The organism is Pseudomonas sp. S2_C11 (genome assembly GCF_054668395.1).
Map to the genome: position 1 here is coordinate 3,775,471 of NZ_CP162765.1, position 19,513 is coordinate 3,794,983.

The 19,513-nt window shown below is 61.6% G+C and carries 19 protein-coding genes; 12 read left to right on the forward strand and 7 right to left on the reverse strand.

Features of this window, described 5'->3' with window-relative positions:
* Window positions 1-82 precede the first annotated feature (82 nt).
* The 4 genes from AB4N48_RS17080 to AB4N48_RS17095 all read left to right on the forward strand — a co-directional run bounded on the left by AB4N48_RS17080 (window position 83) and on the right by AB4N48_RS17095 (window position 3,407).
* Window positions 83-493, forward strand: a complete 411-nt coding sequence (locus AB4N48_RS17080; RefSeq protein WP_460094023.1) for a translation initiation factor 2 — start codon at window positions 83-85, stop codon at window positions 491-493.
* 7 nt (window positions 494-500) lie between these two features.
* The gene (locus tag AB4N48_RS17085) at window positions 501-1,178 is read left to right on the forward strand and encodes a response regulator transcription factor (RefSeq protein ID WP_016771129.1); all 678 of its coding nucleotides are present in this window, start codon (window positions 501-503) and stop codon (window positions 1,176-1,178) included.
* A gap of 259 nt (window positions 1,179-1,437) precedes the next feature.
* Window positions 1,438-1,890, forward strand: a complete 453-nt coding sequence (locus tag AB4N48_RS17090; protein ID WP_042607494.1) for a Spy/CpxP family protein refolding chaperone — start codon at window positions 1,438-1,440, stop codon at window positions 1,888-1,890.
* A gap of 176 nt (window positions 1,891-2,066) precedes the next feature.
* Entirely contained in the window at window positions 2,067-3,407 is a 1,341-nt protein-coding gene (locus AB4N48_RS17095; protein WP_460094025.1) for a sensor histidine kinase, read from the forward strand.
* A gap of 214 nt (window positions 3,408-3,621) precedes the next feature.
* On the opposite strand, the gene AB4N48_RS17100 is transcribed toward AB4N48_RS17095, so the two are convergent.
* Window positions 3,622-4,188: a nitroreductase family protein gene (locus tag AB4N48_RS17100; protein ID WP_056783730.1), complete on the reverse strand. Its 567-nt coding sequence runs from the start codon at window positions 4,186-4,188 to the stop codon at window positions 3,622-3,624.
* A 121-nt stretch (window positions 4,189-4,309) separates the two neighbouring features.
* On the opposite strand from AB4N48_RS17100, the gene AB4N48_RS17105 reads away from it, so the two are divergent.
* Window positions 4,310-5,764, forward strand: coding sequence for a TrkH family potassium uptake protein (locus AB4N48_RS17105; RefSeq protein ID WP_024012066.1), 1,455 nt, complete (start codon window positions 4,310-4,312; stop codon window positions 5,762-5,764).
* On the opposite strand, the gene AB4N48_RS17110 is transcribed toward AB4N48_RS17105, so the two are convergent.
* Window positions 5,721-6,782: an AraC family transcriptional regulator gene (locus AB4N48_RS17110; protein ID WP_202947690.1), complete on the reverse strand. Its 1,062-nt coding sequence runs from the start codon at window positions 6,780-6,782 to the stop codon at window positions 5,721-5,723. The two genes, AB4N48_RS17105 and AB4N48_RS17110, sit on opposite strands and share 44 nt — an antisense overlap.
* Before the next feature lie 165 nt (window positions 6,783-6,947).
* Between AB4N48_RS17110 and AB4N48_RS17115 the strand changes: the two genes are divergently transcribed.
* On the forward strand, window positions 6,948-7,259 hold the full coding sequence (locus AB4N48_RS17115) for an Mpo1-like protein (protein ID WP_041478979.1): 312 nt from the start codon (window positions 6,948-6,950) through the stop codon (window positions 7,257-7,259).
* Between the two features lie 14 nt (window positions 7,260-7,273).
* Entirely contained in the window at window positions 7,274-7,864 is a 591-nt protein-coding gene (locus AB4N48_RS17120; RefSeq protein ID WP_056783723.1) for an HD domain-containing protein, read from the forward strand.
* Between the two features lie 110 nt (window positions 7,865-7,974).
* Here AB4N48_RS17120 and AB4N48_RS17125 read toward each other — a convergent pair whose 3' ends face one another.
* Window positions 7,975-8,790 (reverse strand): UDP-2,3-diacylglucosamine diphosphatase, encoded by an 816-nt coding sequence (locus AB4N48_RS17125; protein WP_460094028.1) that lies wholly within the window; start codon window positions 8,788-8,790, stop codon window positions 7,975-7,977.
* Window positions 8,791-8,925: 135 nt separating this feature from the next.
* On the opposite strand from AB4N48_RS17125, the gene AB4N48_RS17130 reads away from it, so the two are divergent.
* Window positions 8,926-9,690, forward strand: a complete 765-nt coding sequence (locus tag AB4N48_RS17130; RefSeq protein ID WP_076566529.1) for an AraC family transcriptional regulator — start codon at window positions 8,926-8,928, stop codon at window positions 9,688-9,690.
* Between the two features lie 72 nt (window positions 9,691-9,762).
* The gene (locus AB4N48_RS17135; protein ID WP_252887485.1) at window positions 9,763-10,656 is read left to right on the forward strand and encodes a DMT family transporter; all 894 of its coding nucleotides are present in this window, start codon (window positions 9,763-9,765) and stop codon (window positions 10,654-10,656) included.
* Here AB4N48_RS17135 and AB4N48_RS17140 read toward each other — a convergent pair.
* Entirely contained in the window at window positions 10,650-10,937 is a 288-nt protein-coding gene (locus AB4N48_RS17140; RefSeq protein ID WP_076566525.1) for an Rdx family protein, read from the reverse strand. The genes AB4N48_RS17135 and AB4N48_RS17140 overlap by 7 nt on opposite strands.
* Before the next feature lie 71 nt (window positions 10,938-11,008).
* On the opposite strand from AB4N48_RS17140, the gene AB4N48_RS17145 reads away from it, so the two are divergent.
* Entirely contained in the window at window positions 11,009-13,198 is a 2,190-nt protein-coding gene (locus tag AB4N48_RS17145) for a patatin-like phospholipase family protein (protein ID WP_460094030.1), read from the forward strand.
* 105 nt (window positions 13,199-13,303) lie between these two features.
* On the opposite strand, the gene AB4N48_RS17150 is transcribed toward AB4N48_RS17145, so the two are convergent.
* The 3 genes from AB4N48_RS17150 to recQ form a co-directional block, all read right to left on the reverse strand.
* The gene (locus AB4N48_RS17150; protein ID WP_460094031.1) at window positions 13,304-15,106 is read right to left on the reverse strand and encodes a FimV/HubP family polar landmark protein; all 1,803 of its coding nucleotides are present in this window, start codon (window positions 15,104-15,106) and stop codon (window positions 13,304-13,306) included.
* A gap of 127 nt (window positions 15,107-15,233) precedes the next feature.
* Entirely contained in the window at window positions 15,234-15,668 is a 435-nt protein-coding gene (locus tag AB4N48_RS17155; protein ID WP_016771142.1) for a MarR family transcriptional regulator, read from the reverse strand.
* Window positions 15,669-15,975: 307 nt separating this feature from the next.
* Complete coding sequence (recQ, locus tag AB4N48_RS17160) at window positions 15,976-18,105, reverse strand: DNA helicase RecQ (RefSeq protein WP_024012058.1); 2,130 nt, start codon at window positions 18,103-18,105, stop codon at window positions 15,976-15,978.
* A 397-nt stretch (window positions 18,106-18,502) separates the two neighbouring features.
* On the opposite strand from recQ, the gene AB4N48_RS17165 reads away from it, so the two are divergent.
* Together AB4N48_RS17165 and AB4N48_RS17170 are read left to right on the forward strand one after the other, a co-directional pair.
* Window positions 18,503-19,090 carry a UPF0149 family protein gene (locus AB4N48_RS17165; RefSeq protein WP_056783701.1) on the forward strand — a complete coding sequence of 196 codons (588 nt, stop codon included), beginning with the start codon at window positions 18,503-18,505 and terminating at the stop codon, window positions 19,088-19,090.
* 10 nt (window positions 19,091-19,100) lie between these two features.
* Window positions 19,101-19,496: a YbaN family protein gene (locus AB4N48_RS17170; RefSeq protein ID WP_056783699.1), complete on the forward strand. Its 396-nt coding sequence runs from the start codon at window positions 19,101-19,103 to the stop codon at window positions 19,494-19,496.
* Window positions 19,497-19,513: the final 17 nt, after the last annotated feature.

The following is a 19,513-nucleotide window of genomic DNA, read 5'->3' on the forward strand; positions in this document are numbered from 1 at the left end:
GTTCATCGCGCTCTCAATCGCTCATTATTCTCGTTTGCCTGCCGACAACCTGCCCAATATCCATTTGGAAACAGGTGTCGCGATGCGCAAGGGTCCGTTGTGTCTGATGTTGCTCACGTTGTCGATCATGGCCCCCGCCCATGGTGAGGAAACCACCGAAGGCGGCAGCTCCACGCCATTGTCATTGAGCGCCGGCAGCCAGATCACCGATCTGCAGCAGCGGCTGAAGGCCAGTGAACAGCAGCGCGAAGAACTGAACAAACAACTGCAAAATGCCGACAACACTCGCGAAAGCGCCCAGCTCGCCCGGCTGCGCCAGGAGAACCAGCGTCTGAAGCTGCAACTCAAGGAAGCCCAGGCCAGCCCGCTGCCGCGTTTGCTGACCGATCAACAGCAGTGGTTCGTCACTGGCGCCGGGGTAGCGCTATTGGCGCTGCTCTGCGGTATCTTTGCCAGCGGTGCAAGCCGAAAACGTCGGCAATGGCTAAATTGAGTGAGTCATGAGCGAGCTGTTATTGATTGATGATGACCAGGAGTTGTGCGAACTCCTGAGTAGCTGGTTGAGCCAGGAAGGCTTCCAGGTGCGCGCCTGCCACGACGGCCAGAGCGCCCGCAAGGCGTTGGCCGAAACCGCCCCGGCGGCGGTAGTGCTGGACGTGATGCTGCCCGACGGCAGCGGTCTGGAACTGCTCAAGCAATTGCGCAACGACCACGCCGACCTCCCGGTGCTGATGCTATCAGCGCGTGGCGAACCGCTGGACCGCATCCTCGGCCTCGAACTGGGCGCCGACGATTACCTAGCCAAACCCTGCGACCCCCGCGAACTGACCGCGCGCCTGCGTGCCGTGTTGCGCCGCAGCCACCCGGCAGCCGTTTCGACGCAGCTCGAGCTGGGCGACCTGAGTTTCAGCCCGGTGCGCGGCGTGGTCAGCATCGACGAAAAAGAACTGACCCTGACCGTCTCCGAAAGCCGCCTGCTCGAAGCCCTGCTCAAACAGCCGGGCGAGCCGCTGGACAAACAGGAACTGGCGCAACTGGCCCTCGGCCGCAAGCTGACGCTGTACGACCGCAGCCTCGACATGCACGTCAGCAACCTGCGCAAAAAAATCGGCCCCCACCCCGACGGCCGCCCGCGCATCGTCGCGCTGCGTAGCCGTGGTTACTACTACAGCCTGTAAAACCATCTTGTTCCATGTACGAGCTGCCCAAGGCGGCGATCTTCAGGCTGCAGGACGCAGAGCGTCCTCGGCTGCATTCCTACGCAGAGCGTGGGAACGATCAGATCGCAGCCTTCAGCACCTCCTGCACTGGATATGTGTAAGGCCGGGCACGAAACGTCTTTACCGAAGCTTTACGCTGCGCTGACCGCCGCTGACCTTGATCTGCGTAATCTGAACTCATCCGGAACGTACCGGGAACGAGACAAGGAGATACACCATGCGCAAGACTCTTATCGCTCTGATGTTCGCTGCCGCTCTGCCAACCGTGGCCATGGCCATGCCGCAGGATGGCGGTCCGCTGGGTGGTCCGCTGGATGGCCCGCGCCACGGTGGTCAGATGCACGGCGGCATGCACGGCAAAGGCCCGTACAGCCAGCTCGACCTGACCCGCGAACAGCGCGAGCAGATTCGCAAGATCATGGGCGAGCAGATGCACGAGCGTAAGCAGGTGGTCGACAAGTACCTGGAAAAACTCTCGCCGGCCGACCAGAAAGCCATGAAGGACGAGATCGCGGCCAACCACAAGAAAGCCGAGTCCGATGTCCGCGCACTGCTCAAACCCGAGCAACAGAAGCAGTTCGACGAAATCCAGAAGAAACGCGCCGAACGCCGCGCCGAGTGGGCCGAGTTCAAGGCCTGGAAAGCGCAGCAGGCACAAAAGGCGCAATAATGGCTTGACCCTGGGCCCGACGACTTACCTCGTCGGGCCTGTTCCATTCAAATCGAATGTGGGAGCGAGCCTGCTCGCGAAGGCGGTGTATCAGCCAGCGATGGATTGACTGACACTACGCCTTCGCGAGCAGGCTCGCTCCCACATTTGAACGGTGTGTTTTTTGAGGATTTTCTGTGCGTTCACTGTTCTGGCGGATTCTTGCGAGCTTCTGGCTGGCCATCGCTCTGGTAGCCGGGCTGTCGATTCTGCTCGGGCACATGCTCAATCAGGACGCGTGGATTCTCAGCCGCCATCCCGGCCTCAACACGCTGGCGGCAGAATGGACGCAGACTTACGAAACCCAAGGCGAAGAAGCCGCGCAGGACATTCTCGAACAACGCAAACGTCAGTATCACATCGACGTTCAAGTGCTCAACGAAACCGGCGATCCGGTGGTGCGCGGCACCTTCCCGCGCCGCGCCGCAGCATTCGAAGCGCGGCAGAACAACGACGATCGCCGCCTGCCGTGGCGGCGCCTGACCGACGAAATCACCAGCGAAAAAACCGGTGACACCTACCTGTTCATCTACCGCATCCCGCACCCGGAACTCGACGCCTGGCACCGCGAAAGTCTGCTCTGGCCACTGAGTGCGCTGGGTATTGCGCTGGTGGTGCTGACCCTGTTCAGTTTGCTCGTGACTTTCTCCATCACCCGCCCGCTCAGTCGCTTGCGCGGCGCGGTGCATGATCTGGGGCAGACGACTTATCAGCAGAACAGTCTGGCGAAACTGGCCAACCGCCGCGACGAATTCGGCGTGCTGGCCACCGATTTCAACCGGATGGGCGCGCGCCTGCAAAGCCTGATCGGCAGTCAGCGCCAGTTGCTGCGCGATGTCTCCCATGAACTGCGCTCACCACTGGCGCGCCTGCGCATCGCGTTGGCTTTGGCCGAGCGCGCCAACCCGCAAGAGCGCGAGAAACTGTGGCCACGCCTGACCCGCGAATGCGACCGGCTGGAGGCCTTGATCAGTGAAATTCTGGTGCTGGCGCGAGTCGATGCCGACAACGCCAGCGCTGAAGAAGTGGACCTGAATGCGTTGCTCGCCACGCTGCAAAAGGATGCGCAGCTCAGCTCCCCCGAGCAGACCGTGCGCCTGCAAGCTGAGTCACAACTGAATCTCAAAGGCTGGCCGACGATGATCGAGCGCGCCGTGGATAATCTGCTGCGCAACGCCCAGCGCTTCAACCCGAGCGATCAGCCGATCGACTTGCAGGCTGCGCGGCAGGGAGAGCGGATTGTCATCAGCGTGCGCGACCATGGGCCGGGGGTACAGGCGGAACATCTGAGCCAGTTGGGCGAGCCGTTCTACCGGGCGCCGGGGCAGACCGCTGCCGGGCATGGCCTGGGGCTGGCGATCGCCAAACGCGCGGCAGAACGGCATGGCGGCACGCTGACGCTGGCCAATCATCCGCAGGGCGGCTTTGTGGCGAGTCTGGAATTGCCGCTGGTACCGGGAGTCGTGGTCCAGCCCTGAAAAAGCCCCTCACCCCAACCCTCTCCCGGAGGGAGAGGGGGCCGAGCGAGTTGTCTGCCGTTGTGCATCGACCTTATGGATTCGCAGAAACCAGACGTCCGGTATCCCGACGCTGGATTCAGCGAAGGACGCTCAGGTCGGTGTAATTCCAAAGCATCCCCCAATCAGTCCCCTCTTCCTCTGGGAGAGGGTTAGGGTGAGGGGCTTTTGATCTTCAGACCTTACCTGGCCAGGCGCTGACGAACTCAGCCAGATCAACCTTCTCCGCCACGCGCGGCTCTTTCTGCGGCGTGCCGAGATAGAGGAACGCGATCACCTCCTCGCCTTCCACCAGCCCCAAACCTTCGGCCACATGCTTGGAGTACGCCAGATCCCCGGTGCGCCACACCGCGCCAATCCCCTGCGCATACGCCGCGAGCAAAATCCCGTGGGCCGCACAGCCGGCCGTGAGCAGTTGCTCGGCCTTCGGGTATTTCACGTGTTCCTGCAATTTCGCGATGACCACAACCACCAGCGGCGCGCGCAGTGGGCCGTTGCGCGCCTTGTCGATCATCGCGTCGGTGACTTCACCGCCCTGCTGGCGGGCCGCCTCGGCCAGCAACTCGCCCATTTGCTCACGCGCTGCGCCTTCGACGGTCAAAAAGCGGTACGGCTGCAAGTGCCCGTGATCCGGGGCACGCAAGGCCGCGCCGAACAGGGCTTCGCGCTGCTCGGCAGTAGGGGCCGGTTCGACCAGGCGGGGAACGGAAACACGGTTGAGCAACGCGTCGAGAGCCTGCATCGGCCACCTCCTTTGAAAAATGTGCAGCTATTCTAGCTGCAACTGCGCAGCGCCTGCCGGTTTACATGCCTTGCCCCGCAGGTAGAATGGCGCCCTTGTTCAATCAGCCCGAGCGGATTTCATGGCGTTGCCGACCTTACGGATCATTGGTTTTATCATCGGCATCTTCCTGATAACCCTGGCTGTGGCCATGGTCGTGCCGATGGCCACGCTGGTGATTTTCGAGCGCACCAGCGATCTGCCGTCGTTCCTCTGGGCGAGCATGATCACCTTTGTCGCCGGCCTCGCTCTGGTCATACCCGGCAGACCGGAACACATTCACCTGCGCCCGCGCGACATGTATCTGCTGACGGTCAGCAGCTGGCTGGTAGTGTGCATTTTCGCCGCGCTGCCGTTTCTGCTGACCCAGCACATCAGCTACACCGACTCGTTCTTCGAAAGCATGTCCGGCATCACCGCCACCGGTTCCACGGTGCTCAACGGCCTGGACAACATGTCGCCGGGGATTCTGATGTGGCGGTCGCTGCTGCACTGGATCGGCGGCATCGGCTTTATCGGCATGGCGGTGGCGATTCTGCCGCTGCTGCGCATCGGTGGCATGCGCCTGTTCCAGACCGAATCCTCCGACCGTTCGGAGAAGGTCATGCCGCGTTCGCACATGGTGGCGCGGTTGATTGTGGCGGCCTACGTCGGTATCACCATTCTCGGCAGCCTGGCGTTCTGGTGGGCGGGGATGAGCCCGTTCGATGCGATCAATCATGCGATGTCGGCGATTTCCACCGGCGGCTTTTCGACCTCCGACCAGTCTCTGGCCAAGTGGACGCAACCGGCAGTTCATTGGGTGGCGATTGTCATCATGATCCTCGGCAGCCTGCCGTTCACCCTCTACGTGGCGACGCTGCGCGGCAACCGCCGTGCGTTGATCAGGGATCAACAGGTGCAGGGTTTGCTGGCGATGTTGCTGGTGACCTGGCTGGTGCTCGGCACCTGGTATTGGTGGACGACCAAGCTGCATTGGCTGGAAGCGCTGCGGCATGTGGCGCTGAACGTGACCTCGGTGGTCACCACAACCGGTTTCGCCCTCGGTGACTACAGCCTGTGGGGCAACTTCTCGCTGATGCTGTTTTTCTATCTGGGCTTTGTCGGCGGCTGCTCAGGTTCGACGGCGGGCGGGATCAAGATTTTCCGTTTTCAGGTCGCCTACATCCTGCTCAAGGCCAACCTCAATCAGCTGATCCACCCGCGCGCGGTGATCAAGCAGAAGTACAACGGTCACCGTCTCGACGAAGAGATCGTCCGTTCGATCCTGACTTTCTCGTTCTTCTTCGCCATCACCATCTGCGTGATCGCGCTGCTGCTGTCGCTGCTCGGGGTCGACTGGATGACCGCGCTGACCGGCGCCGCCAGCACCGTGTCCGGCGTCGGCCCGGGTCTGGGCGAAACCATCGGCCCGGCCGGCAACTTCGCGACCCTGCCGGATGCGGCGAAATGGATTCTGTCGTTCGGCATGCTGCTCGGCCGACTGGAGATCATTACGGTGTTTGTGCTGTGTATTCCGGCGTTCTGGCGTCATTGACCGCGTCCGGCACCTGCGTCAGGCGCAAGCGGTACTCGCCGGGCGTGGTGTCGAACCAGCGGCGGAACGCGCGGAAGAAGTTGCTCGGGTCGGCAAAGCCCAACAGGTAGGCGATTTCCAGCAAGGTCATGCTCGGTTGCGCCAGATATTGCTCAGCCAGCTCGCGCCGGGTGTCGTCGAGCAACTGCTGAAAACTGGTGCCCTCCTCCTGCAAGCGCCGCTGCAAAGTGCGCTGCGACAGGTGCAGCGTCTGCGCCACGGTGTCGCGCTTGGGCTCGCCCTGGGGCAGCAAACGGCACAGCACCTGGCGTGCCCGGTGCGTCACGCGACTTTCGGAAAACCGCGCCAGATATTCCCCGGCAAAGCGATCATGCAACAGCGCCATGGCTTCATTGGCGGTCGGCAGCGGCGCCTCCATATCGGCCCGTTCGAAGATCAACGCATCGTAAGGCGCGTTGAACACCAGCGGTGCGTGAAAGGCTTCTTTATAGGGTTGCAGATTTGTCGGCTGATCGCCCTGAACCAACACTTTGACCGGGTGCAGCGGACGCCCGGTCAACCAGCCGCACAGCGCCAGTGCACAGGCCAGTGATGCTTCGGCGCTCTGCCGGGTCGGCGGCAAATGATCGCCGTGCACGGTGAGAATAAGCGCGTAACCTTCGTCGAGCAGGCGAAAACTCAGGTCAGCGCTTTCGGCAATGATGCGTTGATAGCGCACCAGACGCTGGAAGCCTTCAGCCAGGGTATTGCTCGACATCAGCGCGTAGCCGGCGACATGAAACGAGGCCGGGCGCACCACTTTGCCCATGTTCAGGCCGATCGCCGGGTTGCCGGACACCTCGACCGCGCGCTGCCAGAGCCGGGTCATGGAGTCCTGCGGGAAACGCGCATCCGGATCTTCCAGGGCACTGAAATCAAGCCCCAGCTGCCTGAACAGTACCCGGCAATCCAGGCCGTCCATCTCCAGTGCTTTGACAATCCCCATCGCCCAGCTTGCAGAAGTCGTTCGTTCGCTCATGGTTGTTATTCTTTTACATGACGGGCTGCAGATAACCGCCCTATTTGCGAAGGATACTAAAGTGGCGCCGATTGTCACTGGCCCACGCCAATGATCACTCTAGACTCAAATAAGCTCCCCGCCGAACAACTTGTCGCCAGAACAATCACCACAGAGAGCGCGGTCGTGGAAAACATCAAGCAGTTCAACAGCTTCGCCGAGTTCTATCCGTATTACCTGGCCGAACACAGCAACAGCACCTGCCGTCGTTTGCATTTCATCGGCACTTCTCTGGTCATATTCATTCTCGCCCTGAGCATCGCCAAAAGCGCCTGGCTGCTGTTGCTGGCCCTGCCTGTGGCGGGTTACAGCTTTGCCTGGATCGGCCATTTCTTTTTCGAGAAAAACCGCCCGGCGACGTTTCAGCATCCGCTGTACAGCCTGCTCGGCGATTTCGTCATGTACCGCGACATGATTCTCGGTCGCGTGGCGTTCTGAATGAGGGTCTGCCCATGAATGCCCATGCTCGCTTCACCCATATGAAGGATGGCACCGAGGAAGACTGGGCGATCATCGCCGCCGACTTCAGTGCCTATGCCAGACAACTGCCGTCGAGGATCCTCGCGCATCTGAAGCTGCTTGAGGGCGACTTCGGCGGTTTCCCGGTGGATCGCCTGACCCACTCGTTGCAAACTGCGACCCGCGCCTTTCGCGACGGGCGTGACGAGGAATACGTGGTCTGCGCGCTGTTGCACGACATTGGCGACACCCTCGGTTCGTACAACCATCCGGACATCGCCGCAGCGATTCTCAAGCCGTTCGTGAGTGCGGAAAATCTGTGGATGGTGGAGAAGCACGGCATCTTTCAGGGCTATTACTTCTTTCATCACCTGGGCATGGACCGGCACTTGCGCGAGCAATTCAAGGATCATCCGCAGTTCCACGCCACGGCCGAATTCTGCGCCAAATACGACGCGGCGGCGTTTGATCCGGCGTACGACACGCTGCCGCTGAGTTTCTTCGAGCCAATGATGGAAAGGCTGTTTGCGCAGCCGAAGAACTCGATCTACAAAGCCGCGATGCAAGAACACAGCCCGGCCTGAGAACACATGTGGGAGCGAGCCTGCTCGCGAAAGCGCTGTATCAGGCACATAAGCTTTGTCTGACACTACGCCTTCGCGAGCAGGCTCGCTCCCACAGGGTGATCTTTCGCTCAGGCGAGCTCGGCAACTTTGGCAGCTTTCAATTGCGCCTCCCGCGCCTGGGCATCCGCCAGCCGATACAACTCGATCGTGCCGTCCCAATGCTCGATCAGCGCCGTGCACGACTCGACCCAATCGCCGCAGTTGAGATAGTCCACCCCGCAGACCTTACGAATCTCGGCATGGTGTATATGCCCGCAAACCACGCCATGCAGTTCGCGCTTCACGCATTCGTGGGCGATGGCTTCTTCAAAGTCGCTGATGAAACTCACCGCTGTCTTGACCTTGTGTTTCAGGTACGCCGACAGCGACCAGTAACCGTAGCCATAACGGGCACGCCAGTGATTGAGCCAGCGGTTGAGGGTCAGGGTGAATTCGTAGGCGGAGTCGCCGAGAAACGCCAGCCAGCGGTGATAGCGAGTAATCACATCGAACTGATCGCCGTGAATCACCAGCAAATGCCGGCCGTCCGCGGTAACGTGCACCGCTTCGTCGACCAACTGGATATTGCCCAGGATCAGTTTCGAATAGCGCCGCAGGAATTCGTCATGGTTGCCGGTGACGTAGATCACCTCGGTGCCGCGCTTGCTCATGGTCAGCAGGCGGCGGATGACGTTGGTGTGGGCTTGCGGCCAGTACATGCCGCTGCGCAGTTTCCAGCCGTCGATGATGTCGCCGACCAGATAGACCTTGTCGGCGTGGTAGCCCTTGAGAAATTGCGACAAGTGCTCGGCCTGGCAATCCCGGGTGCCCAGGTGCACATCGGAGATCCACAGGGTTCGCACCCGTTGTTTGCGGCTGGGTCGGGCGAGCTCGGCGCTGGTCATGGGCAACCCTCTGCGATGTTTTCGCCAGCTTGCGCGCGCCGGGTTAATCGACCGTGACAGGCGTGAGTCAGTCGTGTGACAACGCATCCGGCGTACGGCGGTGTAGACTGACGGCCACTTCGGAGACAACCTGCCATGCGACCGATCCTCACCCTGCGCCAGTACACCCATGACCTGATTGTGCACAGCCACGAGCACGCGCAGTTGGTGTTCGGGCTGTCCGGTGCGCTGGATTTCGAGGTCGAGGGCTGTGGCAGCCAAGTGCGCCAGCAGAGTGTTGTGGTGGTTCCGTCCGGCGCTCATCATGCCTGCGACAGTCCCCAAGGCAGCAGCTGCCTGGTGCTCGACATCCCTGAAGGGCAATGGGTGCAGGAGTCGCTGGGCGCGCATGCCGAGGCCAGTCGGCGCTTGCTCGATCATCCGGGGCGGCTGTCGCTGGACTCGGGGCAGAGCCAATTGGTCAACTGGCTGGCGAACAGTCCGGTCAGCGATCCGTTGATAGCGCAGCAAGGCGCAGTGTTGCTGCTGGCCAGTCTCAATCACGCGCAACCTGCCGAACTCGGCGCGCGTCGCCTGCCCTACGCCGCGCTGGATGCGCACATCGAGCAATACGCCGGCTATCCGCTGCAAGTGGCCGACCTGGCGCGCGTGGCCGGGTTGTCCAGTGCGCGCCTGCACGCTCGGTTCATGGCCGAATGCGGACAGACGCCGATGGATTACATCCGCAGTCGACGCCTGCATCTCGCGGTGCAACTGCTGCGCGACACTGCATTACCGATTGGCGAAGTAGCCAGTCGCGTCGGTTACAGCTCGCAAAGTGCGTTCTCGGCCGCAGTCCTACGTGAGTTCGGCTCGTCGCCCGGACATCTCCGGCGCGATTCCTACGACAAAAGACGATAGCCTGCCGACAGACTTGCAGGCCGAGACGCGGTTCAATGGCCCCATGAAGTTGAACCTGAAAAAAGGAATGCAATGACTCCGCGTACCGCCCTCGGCGCTCTGCATATCGGCGCTTTGATGTTTGGCCTGACCGGTGTGTTCGGCAAACTCGCTGCCGCATCCCCTGCTGTGATCGTATTTGGACGTGCGGCTTTCGCCGTGCTCGCCCTGGCATTTTTCGCCCGTTTCGCCAGCCAGCACGGTTGGCAGAAACTTCAGGCCGTGGACTGGCGGCGCCTCGCCCTCAGCGGCGTGTTGCTGGCCGGGCACTGGGTGAGTTTTTTCGTATCGGTGAAGATCGCCGGGGTGGCCATCGCCACCTTGGGCTTTGCCAGTTTCCCGGCGTTCACGGTGATTCTCGAAGGACTGATCTTCCGCGAACGCATCCGTGCCAATGAAATCGTCCTGGTGGTATTGGTCAGCATCGGTCTGGTGCTGGTGACGCCCGCATTCGATCTGGGCAGTGGCGCGACCGTCGGCTTGCTATGGGCAGTGTTGTCCGGCCTGCTGTTTTCCCTGCTGTCGCTGACCAACCGCGCCAGTTCCGGGCGCATCCCGGCGGTGCAGGCAGCGTTGTGCCAGAACGTCGTCGTGGCGTTGTGTCTGTTGCCGGTCGCGGCGCCGCAGTTGAGTCAGGTCCGAGCGCTGGACTGGTTGTGGATCGCGCTGCTCGGAGTGTTCTGCACGGGCGTGGCGCACAGCCTGTTCGTCGCCAGTCTGGCGGTGATCAAGGCACGCACGGCGGCAGTGGTGTTCGCCATGGAGCCGGTCTACGGCATCACCCTCGCCTGGCTGCTGTTCAGTGAAACCCCGACCCTGCGGATGCTCATCGGTGGCGCGTTGATCATCGTCGCGATTGTGGTGTCGGCGCGGATGTCAGGCGGCAGCGACAAGACAACCGTCGCCGCCGAGGCCGCCTCTCACTGAGTGCGGTCGTTGTGGCCGAGGTCGCGGTCAGGATCGATCTGATCGCGCACTCGCTGCTTCAATACCTTGGCCTCAGGGAAACCACCGTCGGTCTTGCGCTCCCAGATCTGCACACCCGCACAAGTGATATGAAACACCCCACCGGTGCCCGGCACCAACGACACTTTGCCCAAGTCGTCAGCGAAGGTGCTGAGCAGTTCCTGAGCCAGCCACGCCGCGCGCAGCAGCCACTGGCATTGAGTGCAATAAGTGATGACAACTTCGGCTTTGGCGACGGTCATGATCGCTGAAACTCCTGAGGCAGAGGGCGCCGCTATAATAGCCGGCTTTACCGCTTGCCCCGAGACTCACAATGCGCCGTTTGCTGTTCTGCCTGCTGCTTGGTTTCCTTCCCCTGCTGGTTCACGCCAGTGAAGCGCCACGACCGAAAGTCGGCCTGGTGCTGTCCGGCGGCGCTGCGCGCGGGCTGGCGCACATCGGCGTGCTCAAGGCGCTGGAAGAACAAGGCATCAGAATCGACGCGATTGCCGGCACCAGCATGGGCGCGGTGGTCGGCGGCCTGTACGCCTCGGGCTACAAGATCGACGAACTGGAAAAACTCGCCCTGAGCATCGACTGGCAAGCGGCGCTGTCCGACGCGCCGCCGCGTGAGGACGTGCCATTTCGACGCAAGCAGGACGACCGCGATTTTCTGGTGAAGCAGAAACTCAGCTTCCGCGACGACGGCAGTCTCGGCCTGCCATTGGGGGTAATTCAGGGCCAGAACCTCGCACTGTTGCTGGAAAGCCTGTTGGCGCACACCAGCGACACCCGCGACTTCGACAAACTGCCGATCCCGTTTCGGGCCGTGACCACCGACATCGCCAATGGTGAAAAAGTGGTGTTTCGCAAAGGCCACCTGCCGCAAGTGATCCGCGCGAGCATGTCGATCCCGGCGGTGTTCGCCCCGGTCGAGCTCGATGGGCGCCTGCTGGTGGACGGCGGCATGACCGACAACATCCCGCTGGATGTCGCGCGGGAAATGGGCGTCGACATCGCCATCGTCGTCGACATCGGCACGCCGCTGCGCAATCGCAAGCAACTGACCACGGTGGTCGATGTGCTCAATCAGTCGATCACCCTGATGACCCGGCGCAACTCCGAAGAACAACTGGCGACTCTGCATGCCAATGACGTGTTGATCCAGCCTGCGCTGGCCGCGTTCGGCGTGACCGATTTCGGCAAGGCTCAGGAGATGATCGACGCCGGTTACCGCGCCACGCGGATCCTCGATGCGCGGCTGGCGCAACTCAAGCCGACTCAAACCCAGGACGCGGAACTGAACGCCGCTCGTCAGCCGGGCCAGCGCACGCCGATCATCACCGCGATCCGCGTCGAAAATGACTCGAAGGTCGACGATGACGTGATTCGCTATTACATCCGCCAACCGATCGGCGCGCCGCTGGACCTGGGCCGCCTGCATTCGGACATGGGCACGCTGTACGGCCTGGATTACTTCGATCAAGTGCGTTACCGCGTGGTGCACAAAGGCCAGGATCACACCTTGGTCATCAGTGCCAGCGGCAAGCGCAGCGGCACCGATTACTTGCGGGTAGGCCTCAATCTGTCGGACGACATGCGTGGCGACAGTGCTTTCAACCTTGGTGCCAGTTATCGCGTCAACGGCATCAACCGCCTCGGTGCGGAATGGCTGACCCGCGCGCAGATCGGCGACAAGCAGGAGCTGTACAGCGAGTTCTATCAGCCGCTGGACGTCGGCTCGCGTTACTTCGTCGCGCCCTACGGGTCGTTCGAGGCGCAGAACGTTGACTCGGTGCTGGATAACGATCCGATCGCCCAGTATCGCGTCGAGCGTTACGGCTTCGGCCTCAACCTCGGCCGGCAGATCGGCAACAACGGTGAAGTGCGACTCGGCGTCGGGCAGGCCTGGGGCAAGGCTGACGTACGCATCGGCGATCAGGATCTGCCGAGCGAGAGTTTCAACGAAGGCTTCTATACCGTGAAGTATTCCTACGACTCGCTGGACAACGTCTACTTTCCGCACGCGGGCAAGGACGTCAGCCTGACGTTTGCCCAGTTCGAACCGGGCCTGGGTTCAGACAATCGCTATCGCCAGTGGGAATTGAATTTCGACAAGGCCATGAGCCACGGGCCGGATACGCTGATACTCGGCGGGCGCTACGGCCGGACGCTGGACGATGCCAATGTGGTGACCTCAAGCTTCCTGCTCGGCGGCGCGCGGCAGTTGTCAGGATTCCGTGAGGATGCGCTGTCCGGGCAGAATGTCAGCCTGATGCGCGCCGTGTACTACCGCCGCCTGACGCCGCGCTCGTACCTGCCGCTGGACTTCCCGCTGTACGCCGGCGCCTCGCTGGAGCGCGGTCGGGCGTGGAACAATGACAATGAGTTCGACAGCGGCTACATCAACGCCGCGAGTGTGTTTATCGGCTTCGACACGCCGCTGGGGCCGTTGAACTTCACGTATGGGTTGAATGATGCGGACGAGCAGGCGGTTTACCTGAATCTGGGGCAGACGTTCTGACGCCTTCGCGAGCAGGCTCGCTCCCACAATGGAATGCGCTCTATCCTGTGGGAGCGAGCCTGCTCGCGAAGGCGGTCTCGGGTGAACCCAAAAATCCGTTGGCGCTCAGCGAATCCCCGCCAACAACGTCCTTGCCGTCTGCTTCAACGGCTCATCCCCTTCCTTGAGCAATTCATTGAGCAGCGCGATCGCGCTGTCGATGTCGCCATCGTCGATGCAGGTTTGTGCCTGTTCGAGCTTGCCGGCGGACTCGATGTCGGTGGACTCGGGCGGTTGCAGATCCAAAGGTTCCAGCACCAGCGACGGCTCGGGATCGCCGAACTCATTGAGAAAGTCATCGTCGAGGGGTTGGGCGTCGGGTTCGGGGATCCATTCGAGTTCGGCTTCTTCGGCAGATGCAGCCTGTGGCAGTTCGAAATCGACAGGCAGCACCGACAGGCTGGTGCCCAGCTCCGGATCATCGATCGGCGGTGCGGCGGCATCGGTGCGGCTGTCGTTCAAATCCCAATTTGAATCCATCGACAGTTCGCCCAGATTCAATTCGAAATCATCCTCCGCAGGGCTGAGCGTCGATGCGAGCGGCGCAGCTGCGGTCGCTGCCGTGGCCACGGGCAGCTCAGGCGCGATTGGCGTTGCTGCAAATGCCGCCGGTGCGGCGCCTGCCAGTTTGGGATGGCGAGCGCGGGTTTCAATCAGTTCGCGCTCATCGACGCCAAGCGCACGCAGGCGGTTTTCCTGCTGTTCGTAAGCGGCGCTGTCACCCTGGCGCCCAAGAACCTCCAGCAACTGCAAACCGAGATCGGTGCGTTCAGGCTCCTTGTGCAAGGCATCGCGCAGCAGCCCGGCGGCTTCGCTGAGCCGGCCGTAGGCCAGATAGATGCCCACAGCCTCCAGCACGTCGCCGGCACCGGGTTCGTCGCGATGATCGGCGGCCGCGTGCGCACCGACAGATTGTTGAGGTTCAGGCTCATCAACGTTGTCTTCGGCGCTCACAGGCAATAGCGGCATCGGCGTGCCATCTGCGGTCGAACCTTGCTGACGGCGACGTATGAGCAACGCAGCCAGCACGCCCAGCAGCAATAGAAGTCCGCCGAGCAGCGGCCAGTTCACGCCATCGTCTGCCGCCTCGACCGGGGCTGAAACAGCGGCCGGAACCGGAGCGACCACGGGCGGTGGCGGTGCTTTCTGCACTTCGGCCAAGCGGGTTTGCAAATCTTCAATCTGCTTCTTGCCGTCGGCTATTTGCACTTGCTGCTCTTGCAGCCTGAGGTTCTGTTCGTCGAGGGTCTTTTGCAGTTGCTGGGTGAGCAGCACGCTGGCGGCCAGTTGCTCGGCCTGCGCGTCATTGGCAGGCGGCGCCGGCGTTGGCGGCACAGGCGTCGCAGGGCGTTTGCCTTGGGCCGCCTGGGGCGGTGCGGTAACCGGTTCGACGGTTGGAAATTCGGAGGATTGCGGGCGCGGATCCGGCTCGTCAGTAGCGGGCACGATGCCCGGCGAACCCGGTGGATCGATCAACACCGTGTACTCGCGCAACAGACGTCCGTTGGGTTGATCCAGCTGCACGAGAAAATTCAGGAAAGGTTCGTTGACCGGTTTACCCGAGGTCACCCGGATCATCTGGCGGCTGCCGCGCAGGATCGGAGTGAACTTGAGGTCATTGAGAAAGAACACCCGCTCGACGCCCGCCCGGCCGAATTCATCCGCCGAAGCCAGGCTGGCCGAGAGATCGTTTTGCGTCAACGTACCGACATCGACCAGCGCGATGTCGGCCTTGAACGGCTGATTGAGGGCTGAGTGAACAGTGATTTCGCCCAACCCCAACGCCATCGACCAGGTCGAATAGCTGAAAACGCCAGCGAGCAGCAGCCATTTGGCGCCCCCGCGCAGCACGTGCCGACTTGCGAGCATGAGCATCCCTTAAATAAGCAAAACCGGTTTCTATGCGTTCGCACATCCGGTACGAACACGATATTGCCCAGTAGTTCTTATAGTCGGCTCAGCGCGATCTCTCAAAAAATCGCCACCGGGATGTGCCTCAAGATTTTTCCAGGTTGGCCAGAATGTGCCCGTGCACGCGCATGCACACCTTCAGATCCGCCTCGTCGACACCTTCGAACAGTTCGTGACGCAGTTGCGTGGCAATGGTTTCGATTTGTTCGATCAGGGGCAAGGCAGGTGCGCAGAGCACGATTTTTTTCGCCCGGCGGTCTTCCATCACGGACTGGCGTTGCACCAGTCCCTGGTTCTCCAGACTATCGAGCAAGCGTGCCAGGGTCGGGCCTTCGACGCCGACACTCTGGGCCAGTTCGCGTTGGGTCGGCGCCTCTTCAAAACGCGCCAGATGCAGCAGCACCAGCCAGCGCGCCTGCGACAGGCCCAGCCCGGCGAGGCGACGATCCAGTTCGGCACGCCAGCCACGGGACATCTGGGCCAGTTGCATACCAAAGCGATGTTGATCGGTTAACGGCATAAAACACTCACGGTTAGACTGAAAATACGGAAAATCTAATTATTAGTCAGCTAAGCATGGGCGGCAGTTATAGGCAAGAGTGGCTCTGTACTGAATCGTTACAACTGCGCGAAGATCAAAAGCCCCTCACCCTAGCCCTCTCCCAGAGGGAGAGGGAACTGAGCGGGGGATGCTTTGAAAATTCGCCGACCCGACAGCGCTCGCTGAATCCATAATCGACTCGGTTTTGCAGGTCGAGTCTGCCGCCAGACACCGCGGTCGGCTCCCTCTCCCTGTGGGAGAGGGCTGGGGTTAGGGAACGGCCAGATTACATCTCGAATTCAGACTGCAACGCCGCCCGCACACAATAAAGCACGCCTTCAGGAACACGTCCGGCGAACAACTCGGCGACTTCGGCGACGGACGGCAACTCGCCCTCGCCATCGAGAAACGCGTCCTGCACTTCACCCATCAGCTCTTCTGGCAAATCCAGCGCCTGCTCCAGCGACAACTGTTGCTTGCCGATGGCTTCGGCGAGCATGGCGTAGACGTTCTTCTCCGAACACTGCAACTGCCCGGCGATCTGCAGCGGCGTCATGCCGGCGCGGGCCAGGGTGATCAGCTCGTGACGGACATCGGCGACCACCTTCGGCGCCTCCGCCTCGCCGCCGAGCACTTCCAGGAAGGCTTCGCCATAACGTTCCAGCTTGCGTGCGCCGACGCCGCTGACCCGGGCCATTTCCGCCAGAGACGTCGGCTGGCTGCGGAGCATTTCCAACAACGTCGAGTCGGGGAAGATGACGTACGGCGGCACGCCGTGTTCTTCGGCCAATTTGCGCCGCAGTGCGCGCAAGGCTTCCCACTGTTCGCGTTCCTCGCCGCGCACCAGTTGGCTGGCCTGGCTCTTGCTGCCCGTTTTCGCGGTGACTTGCGGTTTCAGGTCGCGGCGCAGTTCCAGCTTCACTTCGCCTTTGAGCAGCGGCCGGCAACTGTCATTAAGACGCAGACCGCCATAACCCTCGTGATCGACATCGGCCAATCCACGCGCCACCAACTGGCGGAACAGCGAGCGCCACTCGCTCTCGCTCAGCGCCTTGCCAACACCGAACACCGACAAATGCTGATGGCCGAAGCTGCGCACCTTTTCGTTGTCCTTGCCCAGCAACACGTCGACCAGATGACCGACGCCATAGCGCTGGCCGGTGCGGAAAATCGCCGACAAGGCCTGACGAGCAGGCTCGGTGGCGTCCCAGGTCTGCACGCCGTCGACACAGTTGTCGCAGTGCCCGCACGGTTCTGGCATGTCTTCATCGAAATAGGCCAGCAACGCCTGGCGGCGGCAGCGGGTTTCTTCGCACAGCGAGAGCATCGCGTCGAGCTTGTGCTGCTCCAGACGCTTGTGCCGCTCGTCGCCTTCGGAGTTCTGCAGCATCTGCTTGAGCATCACCACGTCTTGCAGACCGTAGGCCATCCACGCATCCGCCGGCAGCCCGTCACGGCCGCCGCGCCCGGTTTCCTGGTAATACGCCTCGAGAGATTTCGGCAGATCGAGGTGCGCGACAAAACGTACGTTGGGCTTGTCGATGCCCATGCCGAACGCCACGGTGGCGACCATGATCAGGCCTTCCTCGTTGAGGAAGCGCTTCTGGTGATAGGCGCGCAGATCGTTGGGCAGACCGGCGTGATACGGCAGCGCCGGGAAGCCCTGCTCGCTGAGGAACGCCGCAACTTCTTCGACCTTCTTGCGCGACAGGCAGTAAACGATGCCGGCATCGCTGCGCCGCTCGGCGAGGAACGCCAGCAACTGTTTGCGCGGCTGCTCCTTGGGCACGATGCGATAGAAGATGTTCGGGCGGTCGAAACTCGACAGAAAGCGCTCGGCGTTCTGCAGGTGCAGGCGATCGACAATTTCTTCGCGGGTGCGCTTGTCGGCGGTCGCGGTGAGGGCAATGCGCGGAACGTTGGGGAACAGCTCGGCCAATTGACCCAGTTGCAGGTATTCGCGACGGAAATCGTGGCCCCATTGCGATACGCAATGCGCTTCGTCGATGGCGAACAGGGCGATTTCCAGGCTTTGCAGGAACGCCAGCATGCGTGGCTGCACCAGACGCTCGGGCGCGAGATAGAGCATTTTCACTTCGCCGCGCTTGATCCGCAGGGCGAGATCACGCTGCTGCTCGGCACTCAGCGTGGAGTTCAGCGCAGCGGCGGCGACGCCCAGTTCTTCAAGGGTGGCGACCTGATCGTCCATCAGCGCGATCAACGGCGAAACGACCACCGCCAGGCCCTCGCGCAACAGTGCCGGCACCTGGAAGCACAACGACTTGCCGCCACCGGTAGGCATCAGCACCAGCGCATCACCGCCGCTGGCCACGCGCTCAATGATCGCACCCTGACGGCCACGGAAACTGTCGTAGCCGAAGATGTCCTTGAGGACGCGTTGAGCCTGTTCGAGCATAAAAACTCCAAAAATCTACCGATACATCCCTGCTCAGGCTGGTTCAGAGCAGCCTCGGCTGCTTAAACAAAACGTAAGAACACATTGCATGACCAGCGCAGCGCCGGCAGGGATCGCAAAACGCGGCAGTATACCCGAGGCCTTCGCCGCACAGGGTGCCGCTGAGAAGACACCGCCCGACCGACACACAAAAAGCCCTTGTGGGAGCGAGCCTGTTCGCGAAAGCAATCGGTCAGTCAATGCAACAGTGCCTGACATGCCGCCTTCGCGAGCAGGCTCGCTCCCACATGGCTTTGTATACCGTCCGGCATTTACGGCAAATCTGCCAAGCGGCTGGCTAGAGCGCGCAAGAAAGCCTAGAATTCCCGCATTGTTTATTCCCCAAGGTAGCCCCGTAATGTCCTTCGCTGAGCAACTGACCCGCCTGCAAGTCTTCCTCGATGCCGACGAGCTGCACGACGAGGCGCTGGATTACGTCGCCGCCCACGGTTACCTGACCGCGCTGTCTATCTGCTCCGAAGACGTTCCGGAGCGCGAGTGGATCGACGCGCTGTTCGCCGAAGAGCCGCATTACGCCGACGAAGCCCAGCGTGCCGAAATCGAAGCCACACTGATCGGCCTCAAAGCACACATCGCTCGCCAACTGGCCTCGGATGAAGAATTCGAATTGCCGTGCGAACTGGATCTGGGCGAAGAGCCGGACGATTCCGAATTGCGCGGCTGGTGCATCGGTTTCATGGAAGGCGTGTTCCTGCGCGAAGCGGCCTGGTTCGAAACCGCCGAAGAAGAAGTCAGCGAAATGCTCCTGCCGATCATGGTCGGTTCCGGCCTGTTCGACGAGCAGCCTGAGTTCGAAGACATCGCCAAGGACGCCAACCTGATGGACGACATGATCGTTCAGATCCCGGAAGCCCTGACCGCGCTGTACCTGCTGTGCCAGGCCCCCGAAGAAAAACCGGCGATCCTCAAGCCTCGTCATCACTAAGAACCGGCCTATGGACAACCCCATAGGCAACCGCCCCCTGATGTTGCGCTACGTCCTGCTGGCCATCGGCTGGCTCAGCGTCGCATTGGGGGTGATCGGCATCTTCCTGCCGGTCCTGCCCACCACCCCCTTCCTCCTGCTCGCCGCGGCCTGCTTCGCGCGCAGCTCTCCGCGGTTCTATCGCTGGCTGGTCGAACACCCACGCCTGGGGCCATGGATTCGCGACTACCTCGAAGGCAACGGCATCCCGCTCAAAGGCAAGGTCTACGCGATAGGCCTGATGTGGGTGAGCATTCTGTTCTCGTGTTATCTGGTGCCGTTGGTTTGGGCGCGTGGGTTCATGCTGACCAGTGCGGTGTTGGTGACGGTTTATATTGTGCGGCAGAAGACCTTGAAAAAACGCTGATTGCTCCACCGTCGGCG